We start from the raw sequence: 22856 nt of genomic DNA, 5'->3' as shown, positions 1-22856 counted from the left end.
TCCCTCACCCTCTGGCCAGACACTCCCGCACCTCGGCGGCGATCTTGCGCGTCACGTCCGTGTCCCACCGTTCGCACGCCGTCAGCGAGTCTCGCAGATGATGTTGATACGCGCTGTCGTCACCCAGTGACCTGGCGTTGTCCGCGAGCGCGCGCAACGCCTCGATCTCTCTCACGCCGTCACCGGACTCGCGGAACCCATCGAGTGCCCGGTGAAGGTCCTCGTCGGACTCGGCGATCCGACCCGCAACCCGGTGAGCCTCGGCACGACCCCGCAGTGCGCGCGCACGCCACGACTTCATCTGTGCGCGCTCATAGACCTTCTCGGCTTCGGTCAGCGCCGATACGGCTTCGTCCGGCCTGTGCGCGTCTATCAGGGCGAGGCCGAGCCACCCGAGTGTGCGGCCGAGCGCGGAAAGTTCGTAAGTGGTGCGAGCAAAGGCACTCAGCTCGTTCGCCACCTCTGTGTGTACGGCTACCGCGGCGTCCGCACGGTTCATCCGCTGCCACAACACACCGAGCACGGACCGCGCGTAGAGCACGTCCATCGGTTCGCGCATCCACTCGATCGCCTTGCGGCACACGCGTTCCGCTTCGCCGAGGTCGCCGAGCCCGCTGTGCGAGGCCGCCGCGACGAGCCACACCCAGCCGATGTGCCCGGTCTCCCCCGTCGCCTCGGCCCGCCGTGCCGCTCGGGTCAGCACCTCCAGCGCGTCCGCCGGCCGTCCGACCATGTCGAAGAGGACCCAGCCGAGCTGGCTGAGCACGACGATCTCCTGCCACGGCTGGTGCGCCGACGCGAGCGCGGTGCGGTAGATGCGTTCCCAGACCGGGCCGGGTTCGATGGACGCGTAGTGCGAGAGTGCGATCACCGCGCGCGCCACGTCGTCGTGCATGCCTTGACACTGAGCCTGTTCGACGATCTCGGGCATCAGGTCGCGGTGCTCGTCCAGCCACCGTCTCGCCGTCACGATGTCCATCTGGCCGTGCGGGTGCACGCGCCGTGCGTCACCCGTCTGTCCGAAGAGGACTCCTGCGGTGACCGTGGTTTCCAGCAGCCACGCGAGCATCTTGCGCCGCGCATCGTCGTCAGCACAGTCGATCAGGCCGTTGGCGAACGTGCGGACGAGGCCGTGGATCGAGTAACCGTGGTCGTCGGCGTCGAGCAGGCTGACGTCGGTGAGCTCCTCGAGCGCCTGTTCCGCCTCAGCCACGCCGACTCCGGCCAGTTCGGCGGCGAGCTCGGCCGTGACGTGGGTGCCGATCAGCAGACCCAGCCTGCGGAACACGAGCTTCGCGTTGTCCGGCAGGTGCGCCAGCGAGACCTCGAACGCGCCGCGCACCTCCAGGTCGCCCGCGGTGAGCGCGGCCAGCCGGCGTTCCTCGATCTGCTCGACCAGGTGCCCGAGCGGCCAGCGCGGGCGGCTGGCGAGCCGGTTGCCCGCGATTCTCAACGCGAGCGGCGACGTCCCGCACAACCGCACGAGCTCACGTGCGGTCTTGAGGTCTTCTCCGACGCGCTGGGGTCCGATGATCGACGCGAGCAGCTCCAGCGCCGCTTCCTCGGTGAGCCCGCCCAGCCTGATCCAGGTGGCGCCCGTGAGCCCGGCGAGCCGCCGTCGGGACGTCACGATCGTGAGGCAGCCCGGCAGTACAGCCGCGAGCGTGTGGACCTCCTCCTCACTGCTCGCACCGTCGAGCACGAGCAGAAGGCGCCTCCCCGCGAGCAACGACCGGTAAAGCCTGGTCTGGCCCTCTGCGTCTTCCGGCAGGAGTTGGGCAGCGACGCCGAGGTCCTTGAGCAACCGCTGGAGCGGCGGTGTGGAGCCGTCGAGCTCGATGAGCAGCTGACCGTCCGGAAACTGCTCCTCGAGCAGATGGGCGGCCCTCACGGCGAGGCTCGTCTTACCGGTCCCCGCGGCGCCGTGGACCACGACGAGACCGCTGCGTTTCTCGGCGATCGTGAAGAGCTCCGGGTCGCGGCCGACGAGGTCCGCCACGTACATCGGCAACGACCAGACGGGCCCCGGCAGCGCGACCTTGCCCGTCCTGGCGAGCCTGCGCAGCTCGTCGCGAGCCGGTTCGTCGAGGTCGAGGGCGTCGAGCAGGGCTTCGGTCGTCCGCCGCTGGGGTGATTTCGCCCGACCGCGTTCCATGTCGCTGATCGCGCGGACGCTGACGCCGGACCGCTCGCTGAGCTCTTCCTGGCTGAGCCCGGCGCTCTTGCGGTGGTGAACGAGCCGGGCGCCGAACGTCATGACCCCGAAACTAGCGGTTCAGGCTCGTCAGCATCTGCGCACACACGCGAGAGAGGTGTCGCCGCATCACCGTGGACGCCCTGGCCGCGTCACCGTCCTCGACCGCCTTGACGAGCTCGTCGTGGTCGTCCATCGACGCGTGCTGGTGCGGCGGGTCGTCCTCCAGCGCGCTGCGCAGAAGCACCACGCGTTGCTGCACGAGCTTGACCTGCCCGGCGATGTGCGGGCTGCGCGCCGCGTCGATCAGCGTCTGGTGGAACGCGAGGTCCAGCCGGTACGGGAAAGGCTGCCCGGCCTTGTAGTTGCGGCGGCTCTCCGCGCACACCTCGTGCAGCCGCACCAGGTCGACGTCGGTCCGGCGGGACGCCGCCAGTTCGGCCGCCGCGCATTCCAGGGCCGCGCGCAGCTCGAACAGCGCCTTGACCTCGTCGGAGTCGGCGGCGGGCACGAACGCGCCCCGGTGCGGCACGAGCGTCAGCAGGCCCTCCGACGCCAGGTGCCGGATCGCCTCGCGCAACGGCCCGCGGCTGATGCCGAGCTTCTGCGCCACCTCGACCTCGTTGACCCGCGAGCCTGGAGGGATTTCCCCAGTGAGCACCTGCTCGCGCAAGACGTCGACAGCCTGCCCGGCCAGACTGAGGTGCAGCGGGGTCGGAGGTGTCACTTTCGTCTCCTGCTCTGGACGGTACCGGCCGTCTCCTGGTTACACTAGCCACGTTGTCAACTGTCGACAGTTGGCAGTTTGGGCAGGTCTTCGGGATGTAGGAGGGGTGGCATGGGACACGAGGTTGTGGCAGAGGTCTGGCGTGGCGACTTCCTGGAGTCGGTGCACCACGGCACCGTCGTCGCCACCGACGCATCCGGCACCCCGCGCCTGGAGATCGGCCGCCCCGGCGACGTCGCGTTCCCGCGTTCGTCCAACAAGCCGCTCCAGGCCCTCGCGATGCTCCGCAGCGGTCTCGACCTGGACGGCGAACTGCTCGCGCTGGCCTGCGCGTCGCACTCGGGCGAGGACTTCCACATCGAGGGCGCGCTCCAGATCCTCGCGTCAGCGGGTCTGGGCGAGGAAGCCCTGCAGTGCACCCCGGATCTCCCGATCGGCGAACAGGCCCGCGCCCAGCACCTCGCCCGCGGACTCGGAGCCGCTCCGAAGTACATGAACTGCTCCGGCAAGCACGCCGCCATGCTCGCCACCTGCGTCGTCAACGGCTGGTCCACCGACGACTACCTCGACCCCACGCACCCGTTGCAGGTCGCCACGCGCGAGACGATCGAGGACGTGGCCGGCGAGCCCGTCGCGCAGGTCGGCGTCGACGGCTGTGGCGCCCCGATCTTCGCGATCAGCCTCACGGGTCTGGCGCGCGCGTTCGGCCGGTTGGCCAGCGCTCCCGCCGGCACCCTGGAACACCGCGTGGCCGCCGCCATGAGCGCGTACCCGCAGTGGGTCGGCGGTACGGGCCGTGACGTCACCGTGCTGATGGACGCCCTGCCCGGCGTCATCGCCAAGGACGGCGCCGAGGGTGTCTACGCGGTCGGCCTGCCCACCGGCGAAGGCGTGGCGTTGAAGATCGCCGACGGCTCGTCGCGCGCCCGCGCGGTCGTCATCGTGGCGGTGCTCAAGCGCCTCGGGGTGGACGTGAGCAAGGTCGAGGACCTCGCGACCGTGCCGGTGCTGGGTCACGGGCGAACCGTTGGTGCCGTGAAGCCCTCACTTGCCCTGGCCAGTTGATCCTGAGCGACAAGTGCCGTGGCCGCCGGCCTTTGCCCCATCTTCGGCGGTCAGACGGGCGCATCGCGGTGCCGGCCCCACGTCCTCATCCTGGTTGGATGTGGGCGTGGGGCCGGTGCCGCGAGGTGCCCTGCTGATCGTCGAAGATGCGGTGAAGGTTGGCGGCCACGGCACTAGGCTGGGGGTTATGGGCGATTCGAAGGACGAGAACGAGAAGTTCCAGGAGGAACTGATCGGCCTCGACCCGCACGATCCCGAGACCCAGGCGTTCGCCAAGCACCTGGACAAGATGAAGCGCCAGCGTCCCGGCTACACCGTCGAGGGCTACCTCGAGGGCGTGCAGGACTTCGCCGACTCGGCGAACCGCACGACGGGCCACCAGCGACTGGTGGCCGTCATGGTGGTGGGGCTGATCCTGCTCGGCGTGATCCTCACGATCTGGTTCGCGCTGGGCGACATCCTCGCCATCATCTTCTGATCCAAACGAGAACGACTTCTTAACGAGCGCTTACGACGGCTCACACCGGGACGCCGCCGGGAAGCCCCGCACGGGTGCCCGCGTTATAAAGGGACATGGAACCTGTTGTCGGCGCCACCCCCAAAGTCGTGCGTTCCGAAGAGGAATGGCGCGCCCAGCTGAACCCCGCCGAGTACGCGGTGCTGCGCCAGGCAGGCACCGAGCGTCCGTGGACGGGCGAGTACACCGAGACCAAGACCGAGGGCGTCTACGAGTGTCGTGCGTGCGGAGCCGAGTTGTTCCGCAGCGACACCAAGTTCGACTCGCACTGCGGCTGGCCGTCGTTCTTCTCGCCGCTGGCCGGAGACTCGGTCATCCTGCGTGAGGACCGCGCGCTCGGCATGACCCGCGTGGAGGTGCTGTGCGCCACATGTCACAGCCACCTCGGACATGTTTTCGAAGGTGAGGGGTACCCCACTCCGACGGACCAGCGGTACTGCATCAACTCCGTCTCCTTGAAACTCGTCGAGTCCGAATAGGAGACTGAGCCGAGTCCGGTCCACCGGACTGGACCGACCTGGGAGGCGCAATGTACTTCTTCGGCACCGACGGTGAAGGCTCCAGCGGAGTCGACGGCGGCTCGTCCAGCTAGCTCTTGTCGCCAAGAGTGAGCGATGGCCTCGTTTCAGTGACAGAAGATGGACAACCCTAAGGCTTCGTCAACAAGCATTGCGGGCCTGTGGCCCGGACCACACCATGGACTCCACCGAAGCATTTCGGGGCAGTCAGGGGGTGGGTCGCATGCAAAGGCCTTGGGGATTGTCCGGACCGGAGTTCCTTCAGCTGTACTGGATCGGGCTGGCACTGGCCGTGCTGGTCGCGATCATCGTCCGGGTTCGCGTACGGGCGGGCCACAGCAGCCAGCCCGTGCGCTCCCTGGACATGGACGAGCTCGCATACCTTGCGGGCGGTCCAAGGCGCGTGGTCGAGACGGCCATCGCGCGACTGCTCACCGCGGGTGAGCTTCGCACTTCCCGGCGTGGCACCGTTCAGGCCACGTCCGCCACGAGTTCTCTCAACGCGGTGGACCGCGCCGTCATCACCGACAGCCAGCGCTACACCAACCGCACCGTCAGCCTGATGATCGCCTCGGTCTCCAAGGACGACGCCGTCACGGCGATCGGCCGGCGGCTGGAGGAGATGGGCCTGGTCGTCCACCCGGACGTCGCGAAAAGCGCGCTGCGCAAGGGATCCGTCCTGTTGTGGGTGCTGCTGGCGGTCGGCGTCGTCCGCCTGGTCAACGGTCTCGCGATCGGCGCGCCCGTGGGCTATCTGGCTCTGCTGCTCATCCTCACCGGCGGGCTCGTCTTCCTGCTGACCCGGCGTGGCAAGCACGTGCGCACGAGCAAGGGCAACAGCGTGCTCGCCGCGGCTCGGACCTCTGGCAGCAGCAGGCTGGCCACGTCCGACGACGCCCTGTACGCGGGTGCGGCCGGGCTCGTTCTCTTCGGCGGCCTGGCCGTCTACCCGGACCTCGCGGTGCGCAGCTCGTTGCTGGCGGCGTCCGGCAGCACGTCCGGCGGCGGCTACGGCGGTGACGGCGGGGCCAGTTACAGCTCGTGTTCGTCGAGTTCTTCTTCGTGTTCAGGCGGAAGCAGCTGCGGCGGGGGCGGCGGCTGTGGTGGCGGCTGCGGGGGCGGCGGCTGACGTTTTTCCGTTGTTCGGTCCTATTCAGGTAACACGAGGAACCCAGGGGTAGATCTCACGTCGAAGATGCACTGGCACCAGTGAAGGGGAGTGCTGATGGCCAAGTCTTCGACGCCGCGCAGGGACTGGAGCGCGGAGGAGATCGGGTTCCTCGCAGGGGGACCGGGCAGGGCGGCCGAGGCCGCGCTCGCCCGGCTGATGGACGGCGGTCTCGTGCGGATCTCCCGAGAGGGACTCGTGACCGCCGTCCACCAGAACGGTTATGGCGCCACGACACGGATCGAGGCGTTCATCCTCACCGCGTTGAACGGCTCGGGCCGCCCGATCGGTCACGTGGTGGGACCGGCGTCGCACAGCCAGGAGATGGGCTCGCTGCGGCAGAGCCTCACCGACCGGGCGATCATCCGCCGCAGGTGGGGCAAGGCGAACAGCGGCAGGGCGGCGTGGCGGGTGCTGCTGTTCGTGCTCGGCTTCGGCTTCCTGATCGCGGGCATCGCCGTCGACAGGAACCTCTTGGCCGTCGCGGTCGTGGCGTTGCTCGTGGCGTTCCTCCTGCGCGGCAAGAAGATGCTCACACCGCTCGGCAAAGGTGCGCTGGAGCACGCGCGGCAGAACCAGCGCGGCCGGGTGGACGCCGTGGCGCTGTACGGGCTGCGGGGCGTGGTGGGGCGTCAGCGGGTCTGCGACCTGTTCGGCCTGCCGCCCGCCATCCTGTTCGCCGCGCCGGGCAGCCTCAACCACGGCAGGCGGAAGTCCCATTCGGACAGTGGTTGCGGCGGCAGTTCCGACAGCTGCGGCAGCACGTCCACCTGTTCCAGCAGTAGTTGTTCGAGCAACAGCTGCAACAGCACCAGCAGCTGCGGTAGTTCAAGTAGTTGCAGCAGCTCCAGCAGCTGTTCGAGCAGCAGTAGCAGCTGCAGCAGCAGTTCGTCGAGTTGCAGCAGCAGTAGCAGTAGCTGCAGCAGTTCCAGCAGTTGAGGGGGAAACTGATGGCCACACCGACGACCACACAGGTGACGCGGCTGTCCGCGGAGGAGATCGGCTACCTGACGGCCGGACCTGGTCGTGCCGCGGAGACCGTGCTGGCCCGGCTGCTCGACGTCGGCGCGGTGCGGGTGTCGCGCGACGGCTACGTCACCGCTGTGCAGCAGAACAGCTATCAGGCGACGACGAGTGTCGAAGCGCGGATCCTGAGCTACGCGCGCACGCCGGTCCAGTTCGGCACGATCGTGCAGTCGACCGCGCACAGCACCGAGATGGCTTCGCTGCATCAGCACCTGCTCGGCAAGGGGATGATGCAACGTCCCCGCCGCCGCAACCCGGCGTGGGTGTTCTCCCTGGCGCTCGCGGCTTTGCTGCTCCTGCTCGGGATGTCGACGCCGGTGCTCCTGCTCGCGGTGCCGATCGCCCTGGCGTTCGGCCTGTGGCAGCGCGGCAGGAAGGCCGTCACCACCGCCGGCAAGGAGGTCCTGCGGACAGCGATCGCGACCGACCGCGTGCTCGCCGTGGCGCTCTACGGCTTCTGCGGCAAGATCAGCGGCCAGGCCGTCGGCGACCTGTTCGAGCTGCCCCAGAGCGTCGTCAAGATGCTGCCGCTCAAGACGCAGCGCAAGCGGCGGTCCTCTTCGGACGGTGGCGGGTGCGGGTCGAGCTGCAGCAGCTGCGGCAGCGGGTGTGGTAGCAGTAGCTGTTCGTCGTCGAGCAGCAGTTGTTCGTCGAGCAGCAGCAGTTGTTCGTCCGGTAGTAGTTGCGGGAGCAGCTGCGGTGGCGGAGGAGGAGGCGACTGATGGCGGGAATCACGGACCTGGGCGTCGGCATCGGCTGGCGTTCGGAGATCGACCTGACCGTGGAACGGCTGCCCGGCGTGGACTTCGTCGAGGTCGTCGCCGAGAACCTCCACATCGGGCACCTGCCGGAGTCGGTGACGCTGCTGCTGGAACGCGGCGTCCCGGTGCTCCCCCACGCCGTGTCGCTGTCGCTGGGCGGCGCGGACCCGGTCGACCTGGCCCGCGTCGAGCACCTCGGCAGGATCGCCGAGGCCGTCGGCGCGCCGATGGTGAGCGACCACGTGTGCTTCGTCCGCGCCGGCGGTCTCGACTCAGGCCACCTGATGCCGGTGCCGCGCACCAAGGACGCGCTCGACGTGCTGGTCGCGAACGTCAAGCTGGCGCAGGACAACCTGCCCGTCCCGCTCGCGCTGGAGAACGTCGCCGCGCTGCTGGAGTGGCCGGACGGCGAGCTGTCGGAGGGCCAGTTCCTCGCCGAGCTGGTCGAGCGCACGGACTGCTGGCTGCTCGTCGACGTCGCGAACCTGTACGCGAACGCCCGCAACATCGGCACGGACCCCGAGCGGTTCCTGGACGAGATCCCGTTGGAACGCCTGGCTTACGTGCACGTGGCGGGCGGCGAGGAGCACGGCGACATCTACCACGACACGCACGCCCACGCGGTGCTGCCCGAGGTGCTCGGCGTCCTCGACGAACTGTGCTCGCGCGTCAAGCCACCCGGCGTTCTGCTGGAACGCGACGACAACTACCCGTCCGACACCGAAATCGCGACGGAACTCGCCGCGATCCGCGCCGTCGTGGACAAACACCGTGGCTGAAATGATCGACGAAAATGATGTTTCGTCCGCACGCGAAAGGCTTGCCAAGCAGCAGGAAGCGCTGCTCAATGCATTGCTCGCGAACGGGCCGGCCCCGGCGGGATTCGACGAACAACGGCTCGGCGTCGAACGGCGCGCGTTGCTGTCGAAACGCCGCGGCATCGTGCGGATGCTGGGTCCCGCCGTCGCCGACGAGCTCGGCGACCGGTTCCGGCCGCTCTTCGACGCGTACGCCGTGGAAAACCCACGTCGCGCGGGCTCCCGCGCGCGTGAGGATGCCGCGTCGTTCGCGGAATGGTGCCGTGCCTCAGGAGAACTGTCAGTGAATCGCAAGGCGCGCTGGAAGTTCTGGCGGTCGAACTGACGGGCGAACAGAACACCCTCAAGAATCGCCCGTTCAGCCCTGTGTGACTCCAGCCACCCTCGATACGTTCGAAAGGGTCGGGGGACCTTTTCGCATTGCCTTCGCTTTGCCGCGGAAGGCCTTCCGGCCTGCGCGGACCACAGCGCGCAGAAATTCGAACCATGAGGGGATTCGAATGCGCGGAAATGCGAAAGTGCTGGGCGCCGCCATCGCGGCGCTGGCACTGACCGCGGGAACGGCCACAGCAGCGTCGGCCGCACCGCAGCACGGCAACGCGAAACGGGCCATCGACGAGGTCACCCTCGTCACCGGGGACAAGGTCCTTCTGGGACAGGGACAGCAGGTCGTCGCGATTCAGCCCGGCGACGGCCGCAAGGGCATGACGTTCAAGACCCACCGCGGTGCCGACGGGCACACGACGGTCGTACCCAAGGATGCGTTCGGGCCCCTGGCGGCGGGCCGGCTCGACCGCAGACTCTTCGACGTCACCACGTTGCTGGAGTTCGGGTACCGCGACCGGATGCCGTTGATCGTGGACGGTCACGCGAGACTCTCGGCCCGGTCGTCGACCGAGTGGACCGCTCTCAAGACCGCGGCGGACTCCGGTGACAAGATCTGGCTCGACGGCATCCGCAAGCCGAGCCTCGACCGCAGCGTCAAGCAGATCGGCGCACCGGCCGCCCACGAGCGCGGCATCACCGGCAAGGGCGTGAAGGTCGCGATCGTCGACACCGGCGTGGACGAGAACCACCCGGACCTCAAGGGTCAGCAGATCGCGGAGAAGAACTTCACGACCGACCCCGACAACACCGACAAGGTCGGCCACGGCACGCACGTCGGTTCGACGGTCGCGAGCCACGACTCGAAGTACGGCGGCGTGGCACCGGGCGCGCAGCTGATCGACGCCAAGGTCTGCGTCGAGTACGGCTGCCAGGAGTCCTGGATCCTCGACGGCATGCGCTGGGCCGCCGAGCAGGGCGCCCAGGTCGTCAACATGAGCCTCGGCGGTAACGACACCCCGGAGATCGACCCGCTGGAGCAGGCGGTCAACGACCTGACGGCCCAGTACGGCACGTTGTTCGTCATCGCGGCGGGCAACGCGGGTGGCACGGGCACGGTCAGCTCGCCCAGCACCGCGGAGGCCGCGTTGTCGGTCGGCGCCGTGGACCGGGACGACTCGCTCGCCCCGTTCTCCAGCAAGGGTCCTCGTGTCGGAGACAGCGGACTCAAGCCCGAGGTGACCGCACCGGGCGTCGGCATCGTCGCCGCCAAGGCCGGCACGAACGGCGAGCACCTCGCGGCCAGCGGCACGTCCATGGCGACTCCGCACGTGGCGGGTGCCGCGGCGCTGCTCAAGTCGCAACACCCGGAGTGGACGGCGGCGCAGCTCAAGTCGGTGCTGGCCAGCACTGCCAAGCCGACCGCGGGCGTCAGCGCGTTCGACCAGGGCGCGGGCCGCATCGACGTCGCCAAGGCGATCAACCAGGTGCTGACCGCCGACGTCGTCGCCGTCAACCTCGGCCGTCACGAGTGGCCGCACGGTGACGACAAGCCCGAGACCAAGGCGATCACGTACACCAACCCGACCGACGCGGCGATCACCCTCGACGTGAAGCTGACCAGCGGTGCGCCGCAGGGCATGTTCTCGCTGGGCGCCTCGAAGGTCACGGTTCCCGCCAAGGGCACCGCGTCCGTCAACATCACCGGTGACACCCGCGTCGGCACCCAGGACGCCACGTACACCGGCGAGATCATCGCCACGTCCGGCACGCACACCGTCCGCACGCTCGTCGGTGTCGACCGCGAGGTCGAGAGCTACACCCTCGCCATCGACCTGACCGCCAAGGACGGGCAGGACCCCGCGAACGCGGTGACGTTCATCGACGGCCTGGACAGCAGGGGGTTCAAGGCGATCTTCGGTGCCGGCGACCAGAAGATCCGCATGCCGAAGGGCACCTACTCGGTCGAGTCGACGATGAGCTCACCGCAGGGCCTGGACATGGTGCTCCAGCCGACCGTGAAGCTGACCCGCGACCTGACGATCAAGCAGGACGCCCGGCTGGCGCAGCCGCTGTCGGTGACGGCGCCGGAACCCACTGGCAACTTCCTCGTCGGTGAGCTCTCCTACCGGCGCACGTACGGAGCGCAGACCGTGCAGGCGGGGCTGATCTCGTTCGGCGGCTTCGAGGGCATCTCGGCGGCCCAGGTCGGCGGGCCGCTCTCGCCGAAGGAGCTGTCGTCGCTGGCGACGTTGCACGCCAGCTCCGCCGCCGACGCCAACACCTACTACCGGTTGTCCTACCCGGTCGGCGGCAGCCTGCCGAACGGGCTGACCCGCGCGCCGGAGAAGAAGGACCTGGCTCGCGTCGAGGCCACCATCGGCGGCGTCAAGCCGGACACCGTGACGACCAAGGGCGAGTTCCCGACGTCGGTGCACGGCCTGAGCGGCGGTTCGGCGCTCTACCCGGTGCCGCCGGGCAGCAAGGCGGTCGACTACGTGACGACCGAGGACCTGCGCTGGCAGTCGATCGTGAGCCTCTCGCACGCGAACGGCAGCCGAGAGGAGACCATCTCCGGCTACCGCACGTACGAGGCAGGCAAGACCTACCAGGAGCGGGAGAACCAGCCGGTGTTCTCGCCGGCGTTGCCTGAGGCTCCGTACCCGTACGCCCAGCGGTCCGGCACCCAGCTGTTCGTCGGCGTCCCGATGCTGAGCGACGCGAACAACGGCCAGGGCGGTTCCACTGTGGACGGTTTCCGGGCCGCCCTGTACCGCAACGGTGTGCTGCTCGGGGAGAACACCGGCGACGCCTTCCAGAACGTGCCGCTGCCGGAGGCCGACTTCCGCTTCGAGGCGAACCTCGACCGGAGCTCGAAGTTCGAGTTCAGCAGCAAGGTGTCCGCGGCGTGGACGTTCAGGTCCAAGGGCACGCCCGGCGTGGTCGACACCATTCCGCTGAACGTCGTGCGGTTCACGCCGAAGCTCGACGACAACGGCGCGGTGCCCCGAGGAACGTTGCAGCGCATCGGTTTGGTCACCCAGTCGCAGGGCGACACGGGCAAGGTGCGCATCACCGGCGTGCAGTACTCGCACGACGACGGCCAGTCGTGGCGCAACGCGGGCGTGGCCGGAAACAGCGCGCTGGTCTACAACCCGGCGGGCTCGAAGTGGACCTCGTTGAAGGCAACGGCGAAGGACGCCAAGGGGAACACCGTTGAGCTGACGGTGATCCACGCCTACAAGGTGAGCTAGGGCGAAGGGCCGCCTGGACTCCGGGCGGCCCTTTCTCCTCGCTCCTCGCTCCTCGCTCCTCGCTACGGCAGGTTCGTGACCAGCTCGGCGGCCGGGACGCGGGTGCCCGTGTAGAAGGGGACTTCCTCACGCACGTGCAGCCGCGCCTCGGTGCCGCGCAGGTGCCGCATCAGGTCGACGATGCGGTGCAGCTCGTCGGCCTCGAACGCGAGCATCCACTCGTAGTCGCCGAGCGCGAACGACGCGACGGTGTTCGCGCGCACGTCCGGGTAGTCGCGGGCTTCCTTGCCGTGGTCCGCCAGCATCTTGCGGCGGTCCTCCTCCGGCAGCAGGTACCACTCGTAGGACCGCACGAACGGGTAGACGCACACGTACTTGCGCGGCTCCTCGTTCGCCAGGAACGCGGGGATGTGGCTGCGGTTGAACTCGGCCGGGCGGTGCAGGGCGACCTGCGACCAGACCGGCGTCGAGACCTTGCCGAGCGGGGTGCGGCGGAAGCCCGTGTAGGCCGCCTGGACCTGCTCGATCTCCTCGGCGTGCCACCAGATCATGAAGTCGGCGTCGGCGCGCAGGCCGGCCAGGTCGTAGACGCCGCGGACGACGACGCCCTTGCCCTCCAACGCGTCCAGGTAGTTCTGGGTCTCCGCGGCGGCGGCGCTGCGGTCCTCCGGGAGGTTGCCCGGCTCGACCCGGAACACCGACCACATCGTGTAGCGGATGGTGTCGTTGAGCTCGTTGTAGTTCAGGCGTGCCATACGTCCATCTTGGCACGGCGGCTTCAGCGGCGAACGCGGCCCAGCAGGTGGGCTGCGACACGGGCGGCGGCCGAGTCGGCCGTGGCGATGCAGGCCGGGACGCCGACGCCGTGCAGCGTGGCGCCCGCGACCGCGATGCCCGGGACGTGGGCGATGCCGCGCTCGATCGTGTCGACCAGGTCGACGTGGCCGACGCCGTACTGCGGCAGGCCTCCGCCCCAGCGTTGCACCACGTAGTCGATGGGGTCGGCCCTGACGCCCGTCAGTTCGTACAGGTCGTTGCGCACGGCCTTCACGAGGTCGGCGTCGCTGCGCTGCAGGAGCGCCGTCTCGCCGTGACGCCCGACCGAGCCGCGCAGGATGACCGGTTCGCCGTAGTGGGCCCACTTGCGGCTGGAGAACGTGAACGCCTTGGCGGTGAACGGGGTGATGCGGTCGCTGTACCGCTCCCCCTCCGCGATCAGGATGCCGGAGCGGTCCGGCAGCTCGGTGCCGGGCGGCAGTGCCAGCGCGACGACGGCCATCGAGGCGACCTCGACCTTGCCGTACGCGGCGGACACCTGCGGTGCGATCTCGGACAGCAGCTTGCGCGCCGACGGTGCCGGGACCGCGAGCACGACGCCGTCGCACTCCAGGTACTCGGGGGTGGCGGCCGAACCGATCTCGAGCCGCCAGCCGTCTCCCTGCCACGACAGCACCCGGACGGGCAGACCGAGCCGGATCTCCGGTTTCGCGACCTCGGCGAGCCGGTCGACGAGCGACGACACCCCGTTGGCGAGGCTGGCGAACACCGGCGGCCGCGCTGCCCGTGGCTGCGGCGGCGCGGGCATCATCGTCGCGGCGGCCGCGAGCAGTGAGCCGACGCCCTTGTCCAGCAGCGTGGCGATCTGCGGCATCGTGGCGCGCAGGCCGAGCTCGTCCGCGCGGCCCGCGTAGACGCCGCCCAGCAACGGGCTGACGAGCCGGTCGGCGACCTCGGGGCCGAACCTGTCCTTCATCAGAGTGCCGACCGCGACGTCGCCGCCCCTGAGCTCGATCGGCGGCAGCGTCGGTTCCATCTCGACCCGCAGCGCGCCCTCGGACGACAGCATGTGCCGAACGGTCTCGACGCTCGCCGGAACACCCATGAACGTGTGCGCGGGCAGCTGATGCGTGCGTCCCGCGGCGTGTACTGAAGCTTTCGCGGCCGTCGGATGCACGACGTGGTCCTGCAGCCCGACCTCGGCGATCAGCTCCTGCGCCTCGGGCTTGCGGTGCAGGAACGCCTCCGCGCCCACGTCGAACCGCACGCCCGCGAGCTCGGTCGTCCGCAACTTGCCGCCGAGCCGGTCGCCCTGCTCGATCACCGTGATCCTGGCCTGCGGTCCCAGCAGCATCCGCAGCCGGTGCGCGGCGGCCAGCCCGGAGATGCCTCCCCCGACGACTGCGACGTGCGGCGCTCTACCGTGCATTACAAGCTGTGGATCAGTTCGACGGTCCGGGTGATGATCTCCGGATCGGTGTCGGGAAGCACGCCGTGGCCGAGGTTGAAGATGTGCCCCGCCGCGGCCTTGCCCTCGGCGTGGATGCGGCGGACCTCGCGTTCGACGGCCTCGAAGCCCGCGAAGAACAGCGCCGGGTCGAGGTTGCCCTGCACGACCGGCTTCGGCAGCTCGGGGTGCGCCTGCTCCAGCCGCCGAACCGCGACGTCGAGCGGAATCCGCCAGTCGACGCCCACGACGTCCGCCCCGGCCTCGCGCATCGCGGGCAGCAGCTCACCCGTGCCGACGCCGAAGTGGATGCGCGGCACCGTCGTGATCGTTTCGAGCACGCGCGTCGAGTGCGGCAGGACGAACTCGCGGTAGTCGCGCTCGGACAGCGCGCCCGCCCACGAGTCGAACAGCTGCACCGCCTGCACCCCGGCGTCGAGCTGCGCGTGCAGGAAGGCCGACGTGATGCCGGCGATCTTCGCGAGCAGCGCGTGCCACAGCTCGGGGTTGCCGTGCATGAGCGCCTTGGTGCGCTCGTGGTTCTTGCTGGGCCCGCCCTCGACGAGGTAGCTCGCCAGCGTGAACGGCGCTCCGGCGAACCCGATCAGCGCGACCTGCTCCGGAAGTTCCTTGAGCAGCAACCCGATGGCGTCCGCGACGGGCTGGACCTGCTCGGCGTGCAGCTCGGGCAGGTTCTCGACGTCCTCGATCGTCCTGACCGGGTTCGCGACGACCGGCCCGGTGCCCGCGACGATGTCCAGGTCGACACCGGCCGCCTTCAGCGGCACCACGATGTCGGAGAAGAGGATCGCACCGTCGACACCGTGCCGCCGGACGGGCTGCATGGTGATCTCGCAGACCATCTCGGGATCCATGCACGCGTCGAGCATCGCGGTGCCCTGCCGGAGCGCCCGGTACTCGGGCAGAGACCGTCCCGCCTGCCGCATGAACCAGACAGGGGTGTGCGACGGGGTGCCGCCGTGCGCGGCCACGAGAAGAGGCGCCGAAGAGTTGGACACTGTGCAGTCATCTCTCTTTCTTTCCCCTTCATGGTCCCACGTCCCGGCGTGCCGCCATCACCCGGCCGGATTGCGAGGCATACAGTCAGTTGTGTGACCGAGCCGGAAATCTTCCGCCGGGCGGTGGGGACGCTCAAGTCGGTTCGCACCAGGCCCGAGATAGAACTCACCGAGGTCCGCCCACCGCAGCGGCTCGCGCCGTGGGCGTACGCGCTGACGGCTGAGGTCACCGGCCCGTCCGACGAACTGTCCACCGGCCGCCTTGTACTCCTGCACGACCCGGACGGCGACGAGGCGTGGGGCGGCGTCCTGCGAGTGGTCGCCTACGTGCGGGTCGAACTGGACCACGAACTGGCCTCCGACCCCCTGCTGCCCGAGGTCGGCTGGTCCTGGCTGACCGAGGCCCTCGAACAGTCGGGCGCCGGCTTCACGGCCCTGGGCGGCACCGTCACCCAGACCTCGTCCGCGCGCTTCGGCGACATCGCCGGCCCGGCCCGCACCGACGACCTGGAACTGCGCGCCTCCTGGACGGCCCTTGACGGCGAGCTCGCCGAGCACGGCACTGCCTTCTACGAACTGATGGCCACCGCGGTGGGCCTCCCGCCCGTCGGCGTCACCCTCTTCGGCCAACGCTCCTGACCCAGCCCGTCCCGCCCGCCGCCTTTCGTTCCGCGGCGGGCGCTTTCGTGCTCGACCACGCTCCTGGGCCACCGATATATCCGTGGCCGGGCCACCCAGCCCGCTCCCCTGCCCGCCGCCCCCACCTCCGCGGCGGGCGCATTCGTGCTCGGCCACGCTCCCGAGCCACCGATATATCAGTCGCCCAGCCGCCCAGTCCGCTCCCACCCGGCCCGCTCCCACCCGGCCCGGCCAGCCCGGTGCTTCCCGCCAGTCCGCTGCCCACCCAGTCCGCTGCCCGCCCTGTCCGCTCCCCGACCACCGCTGCCCGTGCCCTTGCAATGACTCGTTTGCGGACGAAGTCCAAAGTCTCATTGCTAAGTCGCAGGTCAGCGTCGTCCGGGCCCGTAGGGGGAACTGATATATCGGCTGGCCGGTGCCAGATCAGCTGTCGGCGTCGCGCAGCACGCGGAGGATGTTCGCCCCGGCGAGCTTCGCGCAGTCGTCCTCGGACCAGCCCTTGTCGAGCAGCGCGCCGACCAGGTTCGGGTACGTCGAGACGTCCTCGAGTCCCTCCGGCAGGGCCTGGACGCCGTCGTAGTCGCCACCGAGGCCGAGGTGGTCGATCCCGACGACCTCGCGGGCGTGCTCGAGGTGCAGGACGACGTCGTCGAGCGTGGCGCCGGGCTTCGGGTTGTCGACGATCCACTTCTCGCTGAACGTCTTGCGCTCGGTCATGTCGGCGTGGTCGGCGCCCGCCGCGGTCATGGCCGCACGAAGGGCTGCGTCCCATTCAGCGACACGGGGTGACACGAAGTCCGGAACGAATGTGATCATGGCCACACCGCCGTTGGTCTTGAGCTTGACCAGGACGTCGTCAGGGATGTTGCGCGGGTGATCCGCAACGTGGCGGCAGGAGGAGTGGCTGAAGATGACCGGCTTGACACTCGTGTCGAGCGCGGCGTGCATCGTGCTCGGCGCGACGTGCGAGAGGTCGACGAGCATGCCGATGCGGTTCATCTCGCGGACGACGTCGCGGCCGAAGTCGGTCAGGCCGCCGTGTTCTGGCTGGTCAGTGGCCGAATCGGCCCACGGCGTGTTGTCGTTGTGCGTGAGCGTCATGTAGCGGACGCCCAGGCGGCGCAGGGCGCGCAGAACTCCGAGTGAAGAGTTGATGGAATGTCCGCCCTCGGCCCCCAGGAGGGACGCGACACGCCCGGACGCGAAAACTTTTTCAGCCTCTGCGGCGGTGGTCGCGATGCCCAGGTGATCGGAGTAGCGATCGGCCAGCTCGTGAACCAGTTCGACCTGCTCCAGCACGGCGGTGACGGCGCCGTCGCCCGCCAGCCGGCAAGGAATCCAGACGGACCAGAACTGCATACCGAGGCCGCCCTCGCGCATTTTCACGATGTCCGTGTGCAAGCTGGGATGACGTTCCGTGAGATCGATCTTCGCGGCGGTCGTGTAGACGTCCTCGCCCGTTCCTTCACCGAACTCCCGCAGAGCCCACGGCAGATCGTTGTGGCCGTCGACGAGGGGCACACGCTGCAGCAACGCCCGCGCTCGCTCGGGACCGGTCAGGCTCGGCACAACCAACTCCTATACGTCGTCATGAGGGGATCTCGTGTTACTCCCCCTATCTAGTTGTCATCCGATCGTGTGACAGATGAGTCCATCTGTCACAACTCAATAGGGATAGATACCCGATTGATCGTCCCGTAGACCCGCATGGGCGGCTACGCTGCCCCAGACGACACCACTTTCGGTCGATCAGTGGCGCGGCTGATTGGACGAAAGTCTCCGGTGCCGGTCGGGGGGCACGACCGACTCCAGGGAGGTAGTGACGTGGCTGCCGTCGGCTTAGGTCAGGCCGTTCGTACCACGCCAGCCGGCTCGTTGCCGGCGAACATGGTCCCGCACCCGCGGGAAGAGCTTTTTTCAGTGCTGGTGGTCGACGACCACCCACTGCTGAGGGAGGCGATATCAGCTCGGCTCACCCAAATGGGAGCCGGGACAGTGCATGAGGCCGCATCGGTGGCAGAGGCTCGGGCGCGGGCACTTGCAACCGGACCGTGCGACCTCGCGATCCTCGATCTGGGTCTGCCGGATGGCACCGGCATCGACCTGGTCACGGAACTCCGTGCCCAGGGCTGGCCCCGCATCGTGGTCCTCGCATCCTCCGACGACCCCTACGCGGTCAGGTCGGCCTTCCAGGCGGGCGCCCAGGCGTACCTCCTGAAGTCCGCCTCTCCGATGGTGGTCACCGACGGGGTGCGCCGGGTTCTCGATGGCGGCGTTTACGCAGATCCGAGCGTGGCACCAGTACTCGCAGCGGGTACTCGGGTGCCGGGCACCGACAACACACCGCGGGAACTTTCCGCGCGTGAGGTCGAGGTGCTCCAGCTGGTCGCCGATGGCCAGAGCAACAAGGAAATCGGCGAGGCTCTGAGCTTGTCCGCGTTGACGGTGAAGTCTCACCTGTCGCGGATCGGCCGGAAGCTGGGCACCGGGGATCGCGCTCAGATGGTCGCGCTGGCCATGCGTGCCGGCGTGATCCGTTAGATACCGGTTTGAAGCACTGAACCGGCCGAGAACACCTGTGAGTGGTGCGATCGTCGTAGGGTCATCCGCTGTGGATGTACCCGCCGACGAGCCAACCGCACCAACCGGACCAGATCCGGTACCGCTGACGGAACCTGCTGATGGGGTCCCGCCCGTGGTCGCCGATCCTGCTGCGCTCCGGCGAGCCGCTGACGCGCTCGCCGGGGCGAAGGGCCCGGTCGCGGTGGACACCGAGCGAGCCTCGGGCTACCGCTACTCACAGCGTGCCTATCTGGTGCAACTGCGCCGGGAGGGCGCCGGCACTTGGTTGGTCGACCCGATCGCCCTAGGCGGACGGCTAGACCCACTGGTGCAGGCGTTGGACGGCACTGAGTGGGTGTTGCACGCGGCGTCTCAGGACCTGCCGTGCCTCGCCGAACTCGGGCTGCGACCCGGCGCGCTGTTCGACACCGAGCTGGCGGGCAGGCTGGCTGGGTTCGAACGCGTTGCATTGGGCACGCTGGTCGAGCGACTGCTCGGCTTTCGGCTGGAGAAGGGGCACGGCGCGGCCGACTGGTCGCGCCGCCCCCTTCCTGCCGACTGGCTGACGTATGCCGCTTTGGACGTGGAGCTGCTCGTTCAGCTGCGCGACGTTCTCGAAACCGAGCTGGAGCGCCAAGGCAAACTCGCCTGGGCGCTCGAGGAGTTCGAGGCGGTACGGACGGCGCCATTGCCGCGCCCCCGTACCGACCCCTGGCGGCGCACGTCGGGTATCCACCGCGTGCGCAACCAGCGTCAACTAGCACTCGTCCGCGCGCTCTGGGAAGCCCGCGACACCGTGGCCCGCGACCGCGACATCGCCCCCGGCCGAGTCCTCCCCGACTCCGCCCTGATGGAGGCAGCCGCCCGCAACCCCGCTTCGGAAGCCGAACTGCTGGCGCTTCCGGTCTTCCGCGGACGAGCCCAGCGCCGCATGTCCGGCGTCTGGATGAACGCTCTCCGCAAGGCCGCCGAACTGCCCAAGTCGGACCTCCCCGAGCCCGCCGGCCAGCACGACGGCCCGCCCCCGCCCAACCGCTGGGCGGACAAGGACCCGGACGCCGCAGCCCGCCTGGCCGCGGCCCGCACGGGACTGGCGACCATCGCCGAGGCCAACACCCTCCCGGTGGAGAACCTGCTGCTGCCCGACCTGGTGCGCCGCACCTGCTGGCAACCGCCCGCCGACCTGTCCCCCGAGTCCGTGGCCACCGTGCTGCGCGAGGGCGGGGCCCGGTCGTGGCAGATCGAGCTCACCCTCGAAGCCACGTCCAAGGCCCTGACAGCAACGGCCCCAACCCCAGCCACCTAGCGGCATCAGCACACCCGATATCCGATATATCAGCTGGCCAACCCCTTGCTGACCTGCCCCTTAGCAATGAGACTTTGGACGTCGTCCGCAAAAGACTCATTGCAAGGGGCAGGTTTTGGCATGATCAGCACCGACCGGCTGGACCTGCTGCCGCTCCGAGTCGAGCACGCCGCCGAGATGGCCGAGGTGCTGGCGGACCCGGCGCTGCACACCTTCATCGGCGGCGCCCCGTACACCCCGGAAGCACTCCGCACCCGCTACGAGCGACTGGTCGCGGGCTCCCCCTCCCCAGCCGAACAGTGGCTCAACTGGGTGATCTCGCTGCGCGACGAAGGCCGCCTCGTCGGCACCGTCCAGGCGACCATCGCGGACCAGGTCGCCGAGATCGCCTGGGTCGTCGGCACGCCGTGGCAGGGCCGAGGCATCGCCGGCGAGGCGGCACGAGGTCTCGTCGGCTGGCTGGCCACCCAGCCGGTGCACACGGTCGTCGCCCACATCCACCCTGACCACCACGCGTCCGCTGCCGTCGCCGCGTCCGCCGGGCTCGCCGCCACCGACGAGCGCCACGACGGCGAGGTCCGCTGGCAACGGCCTTTGCAATGACTTGTTTGCGGACGATGTCCAAAGAGTCATTGCTAAGCAGCAGCTCATAGGGCGTGAACAAGCCGATATATCAGTTGACCAGCCGCGAAGACGACCACTGGTCATGCGCTTCGGCTATGCCCGAACGCCCAGAAAGCCCTGGGAAATTCTCGGCTGGTTGTCGCCTCCGTTGGGCGCATTTCAAGCCTCAGCAGGACCGGTAAGCTTCCCGGTACCGCCGCTCTGACAACGTTGTCACGACGGATTGGGAGCTCTACCGATGCAGAGATCATCACGTCGTCGTCAGATTTCCCGGCTCATCACAGGCCTGCTGTTGACCACAGCGGCGACTGTCGCCACCGCCCCACAAGCCGCGGCGGCGACCAACGTGGCGCTGAACAAACCAGCCAGCGGATCCGCGAGTTGCGTGCCGGAGGAGTCACCGGCGAAGGCGGTCAACGGGAGCGTGACCGGCGGAAACACCGACAAGTGGTGCTCGGCGGCGGCCACGAAGTACCTGCAGGTCGACCTCGGCGCGCCCACCACGATCGCCAGGTTCGTGGTCCGGCACGCGGGTGCGGGCGGCGAGGGCCAGGACCTCAACACACGCGCCTTCACCATCCAGACGAGTACCAACGGCACGACGTGGACCACCACGACGAGCGTCACGAACAACACCGCTGACGTGTCCACTCATGACATCGCTGCCACCAGCGCCCGGTACGTCAGGCTCACCATCACCCAGGCTGAGCAGCAGAGCAGCGGAACCGCGCGGATCTACGAGTTCGAGGTGTTCGACGCCGACGGCCAGCAACCGTCGGGCAACCTCGCCCTCAACCGCCCGGCCACGGGCAGCACGCCGTGCGCTGCGAGCGAAGGTCCGGAGAAGGCCGTCAACGGCAGCGTCAGCGGCGGCCTGAGCGACAAGTGGTGCTCGTCGGCGGCCACGAGGTTCCTGCAGGTCGATCTGCAGGCCGGCCGGACCGTCGGCGGCGCGATCATCCGCCACGCCGGGGCCGGTGGCGAGGAAGGCAACACCAGCTCGTTCACCATCCAGACGAGCACCGACGGCACGAACTTCACGACGGTCGCGACCGCAACGGGCAACACCGCCAACGTCACGAGGCACACGTGGAGCCAGCGCAACGCGCGGTATGTGAGGCTCAACGTCAACGACGCCACGGCGCGGATCTACGAGTTCGAGGTCTACCTCGACCCGCCACCGATCGGTGGCGACCCCGGGACGTGCCACCCCGACGCCCCGCCGACCGTGACCGACTACGTCGCCGAGCACACGCCGTTGATGACCAGGGTGTCGTGCAACGCCGACGCGGCCGTGTACTTCGACCCCGCACTCCTCGCGCTGCCGCCATCGCAGACGGCGTGGGCGATCCCGTTCGTCGCCGAGGTCTGGCGCCACTACCGGGAGACCTACGGCAGCTGCGCGGTCAACCGGCCGCTTCCTGCGCCGATCGGACCGAACTGCACGAGGTTCGGCTACCCCAAGCCGCTGATCGCGTTCTTCCACGAGGGCCGCTACCACGGCGGCACGGTCGTGAACCGGTTCGACGAATTCGCTGGTTTCCGCAACACGATCGATGTCGGCGACGACGGCTGGAGCGTGAACAACGCGACCCTGCGCGACGTCATCACGCACGAGGAGTGCCACATCGTCGAGGGCGCGAGCCAGGGCGTGCACGAGTCCCCCGCGTACGGCGAGATCTGGGGCGACAGCAAGTGGGCCGAGATCTGCCAGTACGACTTCTACCGCAAGTCCGGCCGCACCGACGACGCGAAGAGGGTGTTCAACCAGTACATGAACAACCGCGACGATCTGCCGCAGGGTGCGAGGCAGGCGGCCTGGTTCCGCGACTGGTTCTACCCGCTGTACCAGGAGACCGGCAGCACCATGGCGTTCATGGACCGCTTCTTCGGGTTGCTCAACCAGCACTTCCCCAAGCGGCAGGAGAACGACAACCGCAACCTGATCTACACGCGCAGGATGAACGCCGGTGAGTTCGTCCACTTCATGAGCGGCGCCGTCGGCCGGGACCTCAGCGGCATGGCGCAGCAGGCGTTCAACAGCGGGTTCAACCGTGCCCAGTTCGACCAGGCACGCGCGGCCTTCCCGGGAATCACCTACTGAAGACCG

At 68.9% G+C, this 22856-nt stretch carries 20 protein-coding genes; 14 read left to right on the top strand and 6 right to left on the bottom strand.

Annotated features, from left to right (window positions below):
• Positions 1 to 4: 4 nt before the first annotated feature.
• The gene (locus ABZ345_RS29180; protein WP_359855430.1) at positions 5 to 2257 is read right to left on the bottom strand and encodes a helix-turn-helix domain-containing protein; all 2253 of its coding nucleotides are present in this window, start codon (positions 2255 to 2257) and stop codon (positions 5 to 7) included.
• A 10-nt stretch (positions 2258 to 2267) separates the two neighbouring features.
• Positions 2268 to 2921 (bottom strand): GntR family transcriptional regulator, encoded by a 654-nt coding sequence (locus ABZ345_RS29175; protein ID WP_359855427.1) that lies wholly within the window; start codon positions 2919 to 2921, stop codon positions 2268 to 2270.
• A 111-nt stretch (positions 2922 to 3032) separates the two neighbouring features.
• Between ABZ345_RS29175 and ABZ345_RS29170 the strand changes: the two genes are divergently transcribed.
• The 9 genes from ABZ345_RS29170 (at position 3033) to ABZ345_RS29130 (ending at position 12372) form a co-directional block, all read left to right on the top strand.
• Positions 3033 to 3986, top strand: a complete 954-nt coding sequence (locus ABZ345_RS29170) for an asparaginase (RefSeq protein ID WP_359855425.1) — start codon at positions 3033 to 3035, stop codon at positions 3984 to 3986.
• A 187-nt stretch (positions 3987 to 4173) separates the two neighbouring features.
• Complete coding sequence (locus tag ABZ345_RS29165) at positions 4174 to 4464, top strand: hypothetical protein (RefSeq protein WP_359855422.1); 291 nt, start codon at positions 4174 to 4176, stop codon at positions 4462 to 4464.
• 95 nt (positions 4465 to 4559) lie between these two features.
• Entirely contained in the window at positions 4560 to 4982 is a 423-nt protein-coding gene (gene msrB / locus ABZ345_RS29160) for a peptide-methionine (R)-S-oxide reductase MsrB (protein WP_359855419.1), read from the top strand.
• A gap of 262 nt (positions 4983 to 5244) precedes the next feature.
• A complete protein-coding gene (locus ABZ345_RS29155) occupies positions 5245 to 6150 on the top strand; it encodes a TIGR04222 domain-containing membrane protein (RefSeq protein ID WP_359855416.1) in 906 nt (301 codons plus the stop codon).
• 96 nt (positions 6151 to 6246) lie between these two features.
• On the top strand, positions 6247 to 7128 hold the full coding sequence (locus ABZ345_RS29150) for a TIGR04222 domain-containing membrane protein (RefSeq protein ID WP_359855414.1): 882 nt from the start codon (positions 6247 to 6249) through the stop codon (positions 7126 to 7128).
• Positions 7129 to 7139: 11 nt separating this feature from the next.
• Positions 7140 to 7937 carry a TIGR04222 domain-containing membrane protein gene (locus ABZ345_RS29145; RefSeq protein ID WP_359855411.1) on the top strand — a complete coding sequence of 266 codons (798 nt, stop codon included), beginning with the start codon at positions 7140 to 7142 and terminating at the stop codon, positions 7935 to 7937.
• A complete protein-coding gene (locus ABZ345_RS29140; protein ID WP_359855408.1) occupies positions 7937 to 8755 on the top strand; it encodes a DUF692 domain-containing protein in 819 nt (272 codons plus the stop codon). Before ABZ345_RS29145 ends, ABZ345_RS29140 begins: the two co-directional genes overlap by 1 nt.
• 1 nt (position 8756) lies before the next feature.
• Positions 8757 to 9119, top strand: a complete 363-nt coding sequence (locus ABZ345_RS29135; RefSeq protein WP_359855669.1) for a hypothetical protein — start codon at positions 8757 to 8759, stop codon at positions 9117 to 9119.
• A gap of 175 nt (positions 9120 to 9294) precedes the next feature.
• Positions 9295 to 12372 carry a S8 family serine peptidase gene (locus ABZ345_RS29130; protein ID WP_359855405.1) on the top strand — a complete coding sequence of 1026 codons (3078 nt, stop codon included), beginning with the start codon at positions 9295 to 9297 and terminating at the stop codon, positions 12370 to 12372.
• Between the two features lie 62 nt (positions 12373 to 12434).
• Here the strand turns inward: ABZ345_RS29130 and hemQ are convergent, their stop codons facing one another.
• The 3 genes from hemQ to hemE are packed head-to-tail and all read right to left on the bottom strand — an operon-like array spanning position 12435 to position 15615.
• The gene (hemQ, locus tag ABZ345_RS29125; protein WP_359855402.1) at positions 12435 to 13127 is read right to left on the bottom strand and encodes a hydrogen peroxide-dependent heme synthase; all 693 of its coding nucleotides are present in this window, start codon (positions 13125 to 13127) and stop codon (positions 12435 to 12437) included.
• 23 nt (positions 13128 to 13150) lie between these two features.
• Positions 13151 to 14578 carry a protoporphyrinogen oxidase gene (hemG, locus tag ABZ345_RS29120; RefSeq protein WP_359855399.1) on the bottom strand — a complete coding sequence of 476 codons (1428 nt, stop codon included), beginning with the start codon at positions 14576 to 14578 and terminating at the stop codon, positions 13151 to 13153.
• Positions 14578 to 15615, bottom strand: a complete 1038-nt coding sequence (gene hemE, locus ABZ345_RS29115; protein WP_359855396.1) for a uroporphyrinogen decarboxylase — start codon at positions 15613 to 15615, stop codon at positions 14578 to 14580. The genes hemG and hemE overlap by 1 nt, the downstream gene beginning before the upstream one ends.
• A 93-nt stretch (positions 15616 to 15708) precedes the next feature.
• Between hemE and ABZ345_RS29110 the strand changes: the two genes are divergently transcribed.
• On the top strand, positions 15709 to 16254 hold the full coding sequence (locus ABZ345_RS29110) for a DUF3000 domain-containing protein (RefSeq protein ID WP_359855393.1): 546 nt from the start codon (positions 15709 to 15711) through the stop codon (positions 16252 to 16254).
• A gap of 423 nt (positions 16255 to 16677) precedes the next feature.
• On the opposite strand, the gene ABZ345_RS29105 is transcribed toward ABZ345_RS29110, so the two are convergent.
• Complete coding sequence (locus ABZ345_RS29105) at positions 16678 to 17814, bottom strand: dipeptidase (RefSeq protein ID WP_359855666.1); 1137 nt, start codon at positions 17812 to 17814, stop codon at positions 16678 to 16680.
• A gap of 327 nt (positions 17815 to 18141) precedes the next feature.
• On the opposite strand from ABZ345_RS29105, the gene ABZ345_RS29100 reads away from it, so the two are divergent.
• The 4 genes from ABZ345_RS29100 to ABZ345_RS29085 all read left to right on the top strand — a co-directional run bounded on the left by ABZ345_RS29100 (position 18142) and on the right by ABZ345_RS29085 (position 22850).
• On the top strand, positions 18142 to 18795 hold the full coding sequence (locus ABZ345_RS29100) for a response regulator transcription factor (protein ID WP_181320591.1): 654 nt from the start codon (positions 18142 to 18144) through the stop codon (positions 18793 to 18795).
• Positions 18796 to 18865: 70 nt separating this feature from the next.
• Positions 18866 to 20122 (top strand): ribonuclease D, encoded by a 1257-nt coding sequence (locus tag ABZ345_RS29095; RefSeq protein WP_359855390.1) that lies wholly within the window; start codon positions 18866 to 18868, stop codon positions 20120 to 20122.
• 120 nt (positions 20123 to 20242) lie between these two features.
• Entirely contained in the window at positions 20243 to 20725 is a 483-nt protein-coding gene (locus ABZ345_RS29090; protein WP_359855387.1) for a GNAT family N-acetyltransferase, read from the top strand.
• Between the two features lie 313 nt (positions 20726 to 21038).
• Entirely contained in the window at positions 21039 to 22850 is a 1812-nt protein-coding gene (locus ABZ345_RS29085; RefSeq protein ID WP_359855384.1) for a discoidin domain-containing protein, read from the top strand.
• Positions 22851 to 22856 lie beyond the last annotated feature (6 nt).

The organism is Lentzea sp. NPDC005914, from assembly GCF_040629405.1.
Taxonomy (GTDB): domain Bacteria; phylum Actinomycetota; class Actinomycetes; order Mycobacteriales; family Pseudonocardiaceae; genus Lentzea.
Note: the sequence above shows the minus strand (reverse complement) of the source record. Positions and strands in the feature narration are given on the sequence as shown.

What these genes read in the sequence shown, in the direction of transcription:
- hemG (WP_359855399.1), bottom strand. Translation starts at nt 14,578, where the DNA reads ATGCACGGTAGAGCGCCGCACGTCGCAGTCGTCGGGGGAGGCATCTCC.
- ABZ345_RS29145 (WP_359855411.1), top strand. Translation starts at nt 7,140, where the DNA reads ATGGCCACACCGACGACCACACAGGTGACGCGGCTGTCCGCGGAGGAG.
- ABZ345_RS29150 (WP_359855414.1), top strand. Translation starts at nt 6,247, where the DNA reads ATGGCCAAGTCTTCGACGCCGCGCAGGGACTGGAGCGCGGAGGAGATC.
- ABZ345_RS29130 (WP_359855405.1), top strand. Translation starts at nt 9,295, where the DNA reads ATGCGCGGAAATGCGAAAGTGCTGGGCGCCGCCATCGCGGCGCTGGCA.
- ABZ345_RS29140 (WP_359855408.1), top strand. Translation starts at nt 7,937, where the DNA reads ATGGCGGGAATCACGGACCTGGGCGTCGGCATCGGCTGGCGTTCGGAG.
- msrB (WP_359855419.1), top strand. Translation starts at nt 4,560, where the DNA reads ATGGAACCTGTTGTCGGCGCCACCCCCAAAGTCGTGCGTTCCGAAGAG.
- ABZ345_RS29155 (WP_359855416.1), top strand. Translation starts at nt 5,245, where the DNA reads ATGCAAAGGCCTTGGGGATTGTCCGGACCGGAGTTCCTTCAGCTGTAC.
- ABZ345_RS29100 (WP_181320591.1), top strand. Translation starts at nt 18,142, where the DNA reads ATGGTCCCGCACCCGCGGGAAGAGCTTTTTTCAGTGCTGGTGGTCGAC.
- ABZ345_RS29090 (WP_359855387.1), top strand. Translation starts at nt 20,243, where the DNA reads ATGATCAGCACCGACCGGCTGGACCTGCTGCCGCTCCGAGTCGAGCAC.
- ABZ345_RS29170 (WP_359855425.1), top strand. Translation starts at nt 3,033, where the DNA reads ATGGGACACGAGGTTGTGGCAGAGGTCTGGCGTGGCGACTTCCTGGAG.
- ABZ345_RS29135 (WP_359855669.1), top strand. Translation starts at nt 8,757, where the DNA reads ATGATCGACGAAAATGATGTTTCGTCCGCACGCGAAAGGCTTGCCAAG.
- ABZ345_RS29180 (WP_359855430.1), bottom strand. Translation starts at nt 2,257, where the DNA reads ATGACGTTCGGCGCCCGGCTCGTTCACCACCGCAAGAGCGCCGGGCTC.
- ABZ345_RS29165 (WP_359855422.1), top strand. Translation starts at nt 4,174, where the DNA reads ATGGGCGATTCGAAGGACGAGAACGAGAAGTTCCAGGAGGAACTGATC.
- hemQ (WP_359855402.1), bottom strand. Translation starts at nt 13,127, where the DNA reads ATGGCACGCCTGAACTACAACGAGCTCAACGACACCATCCGCTACACG.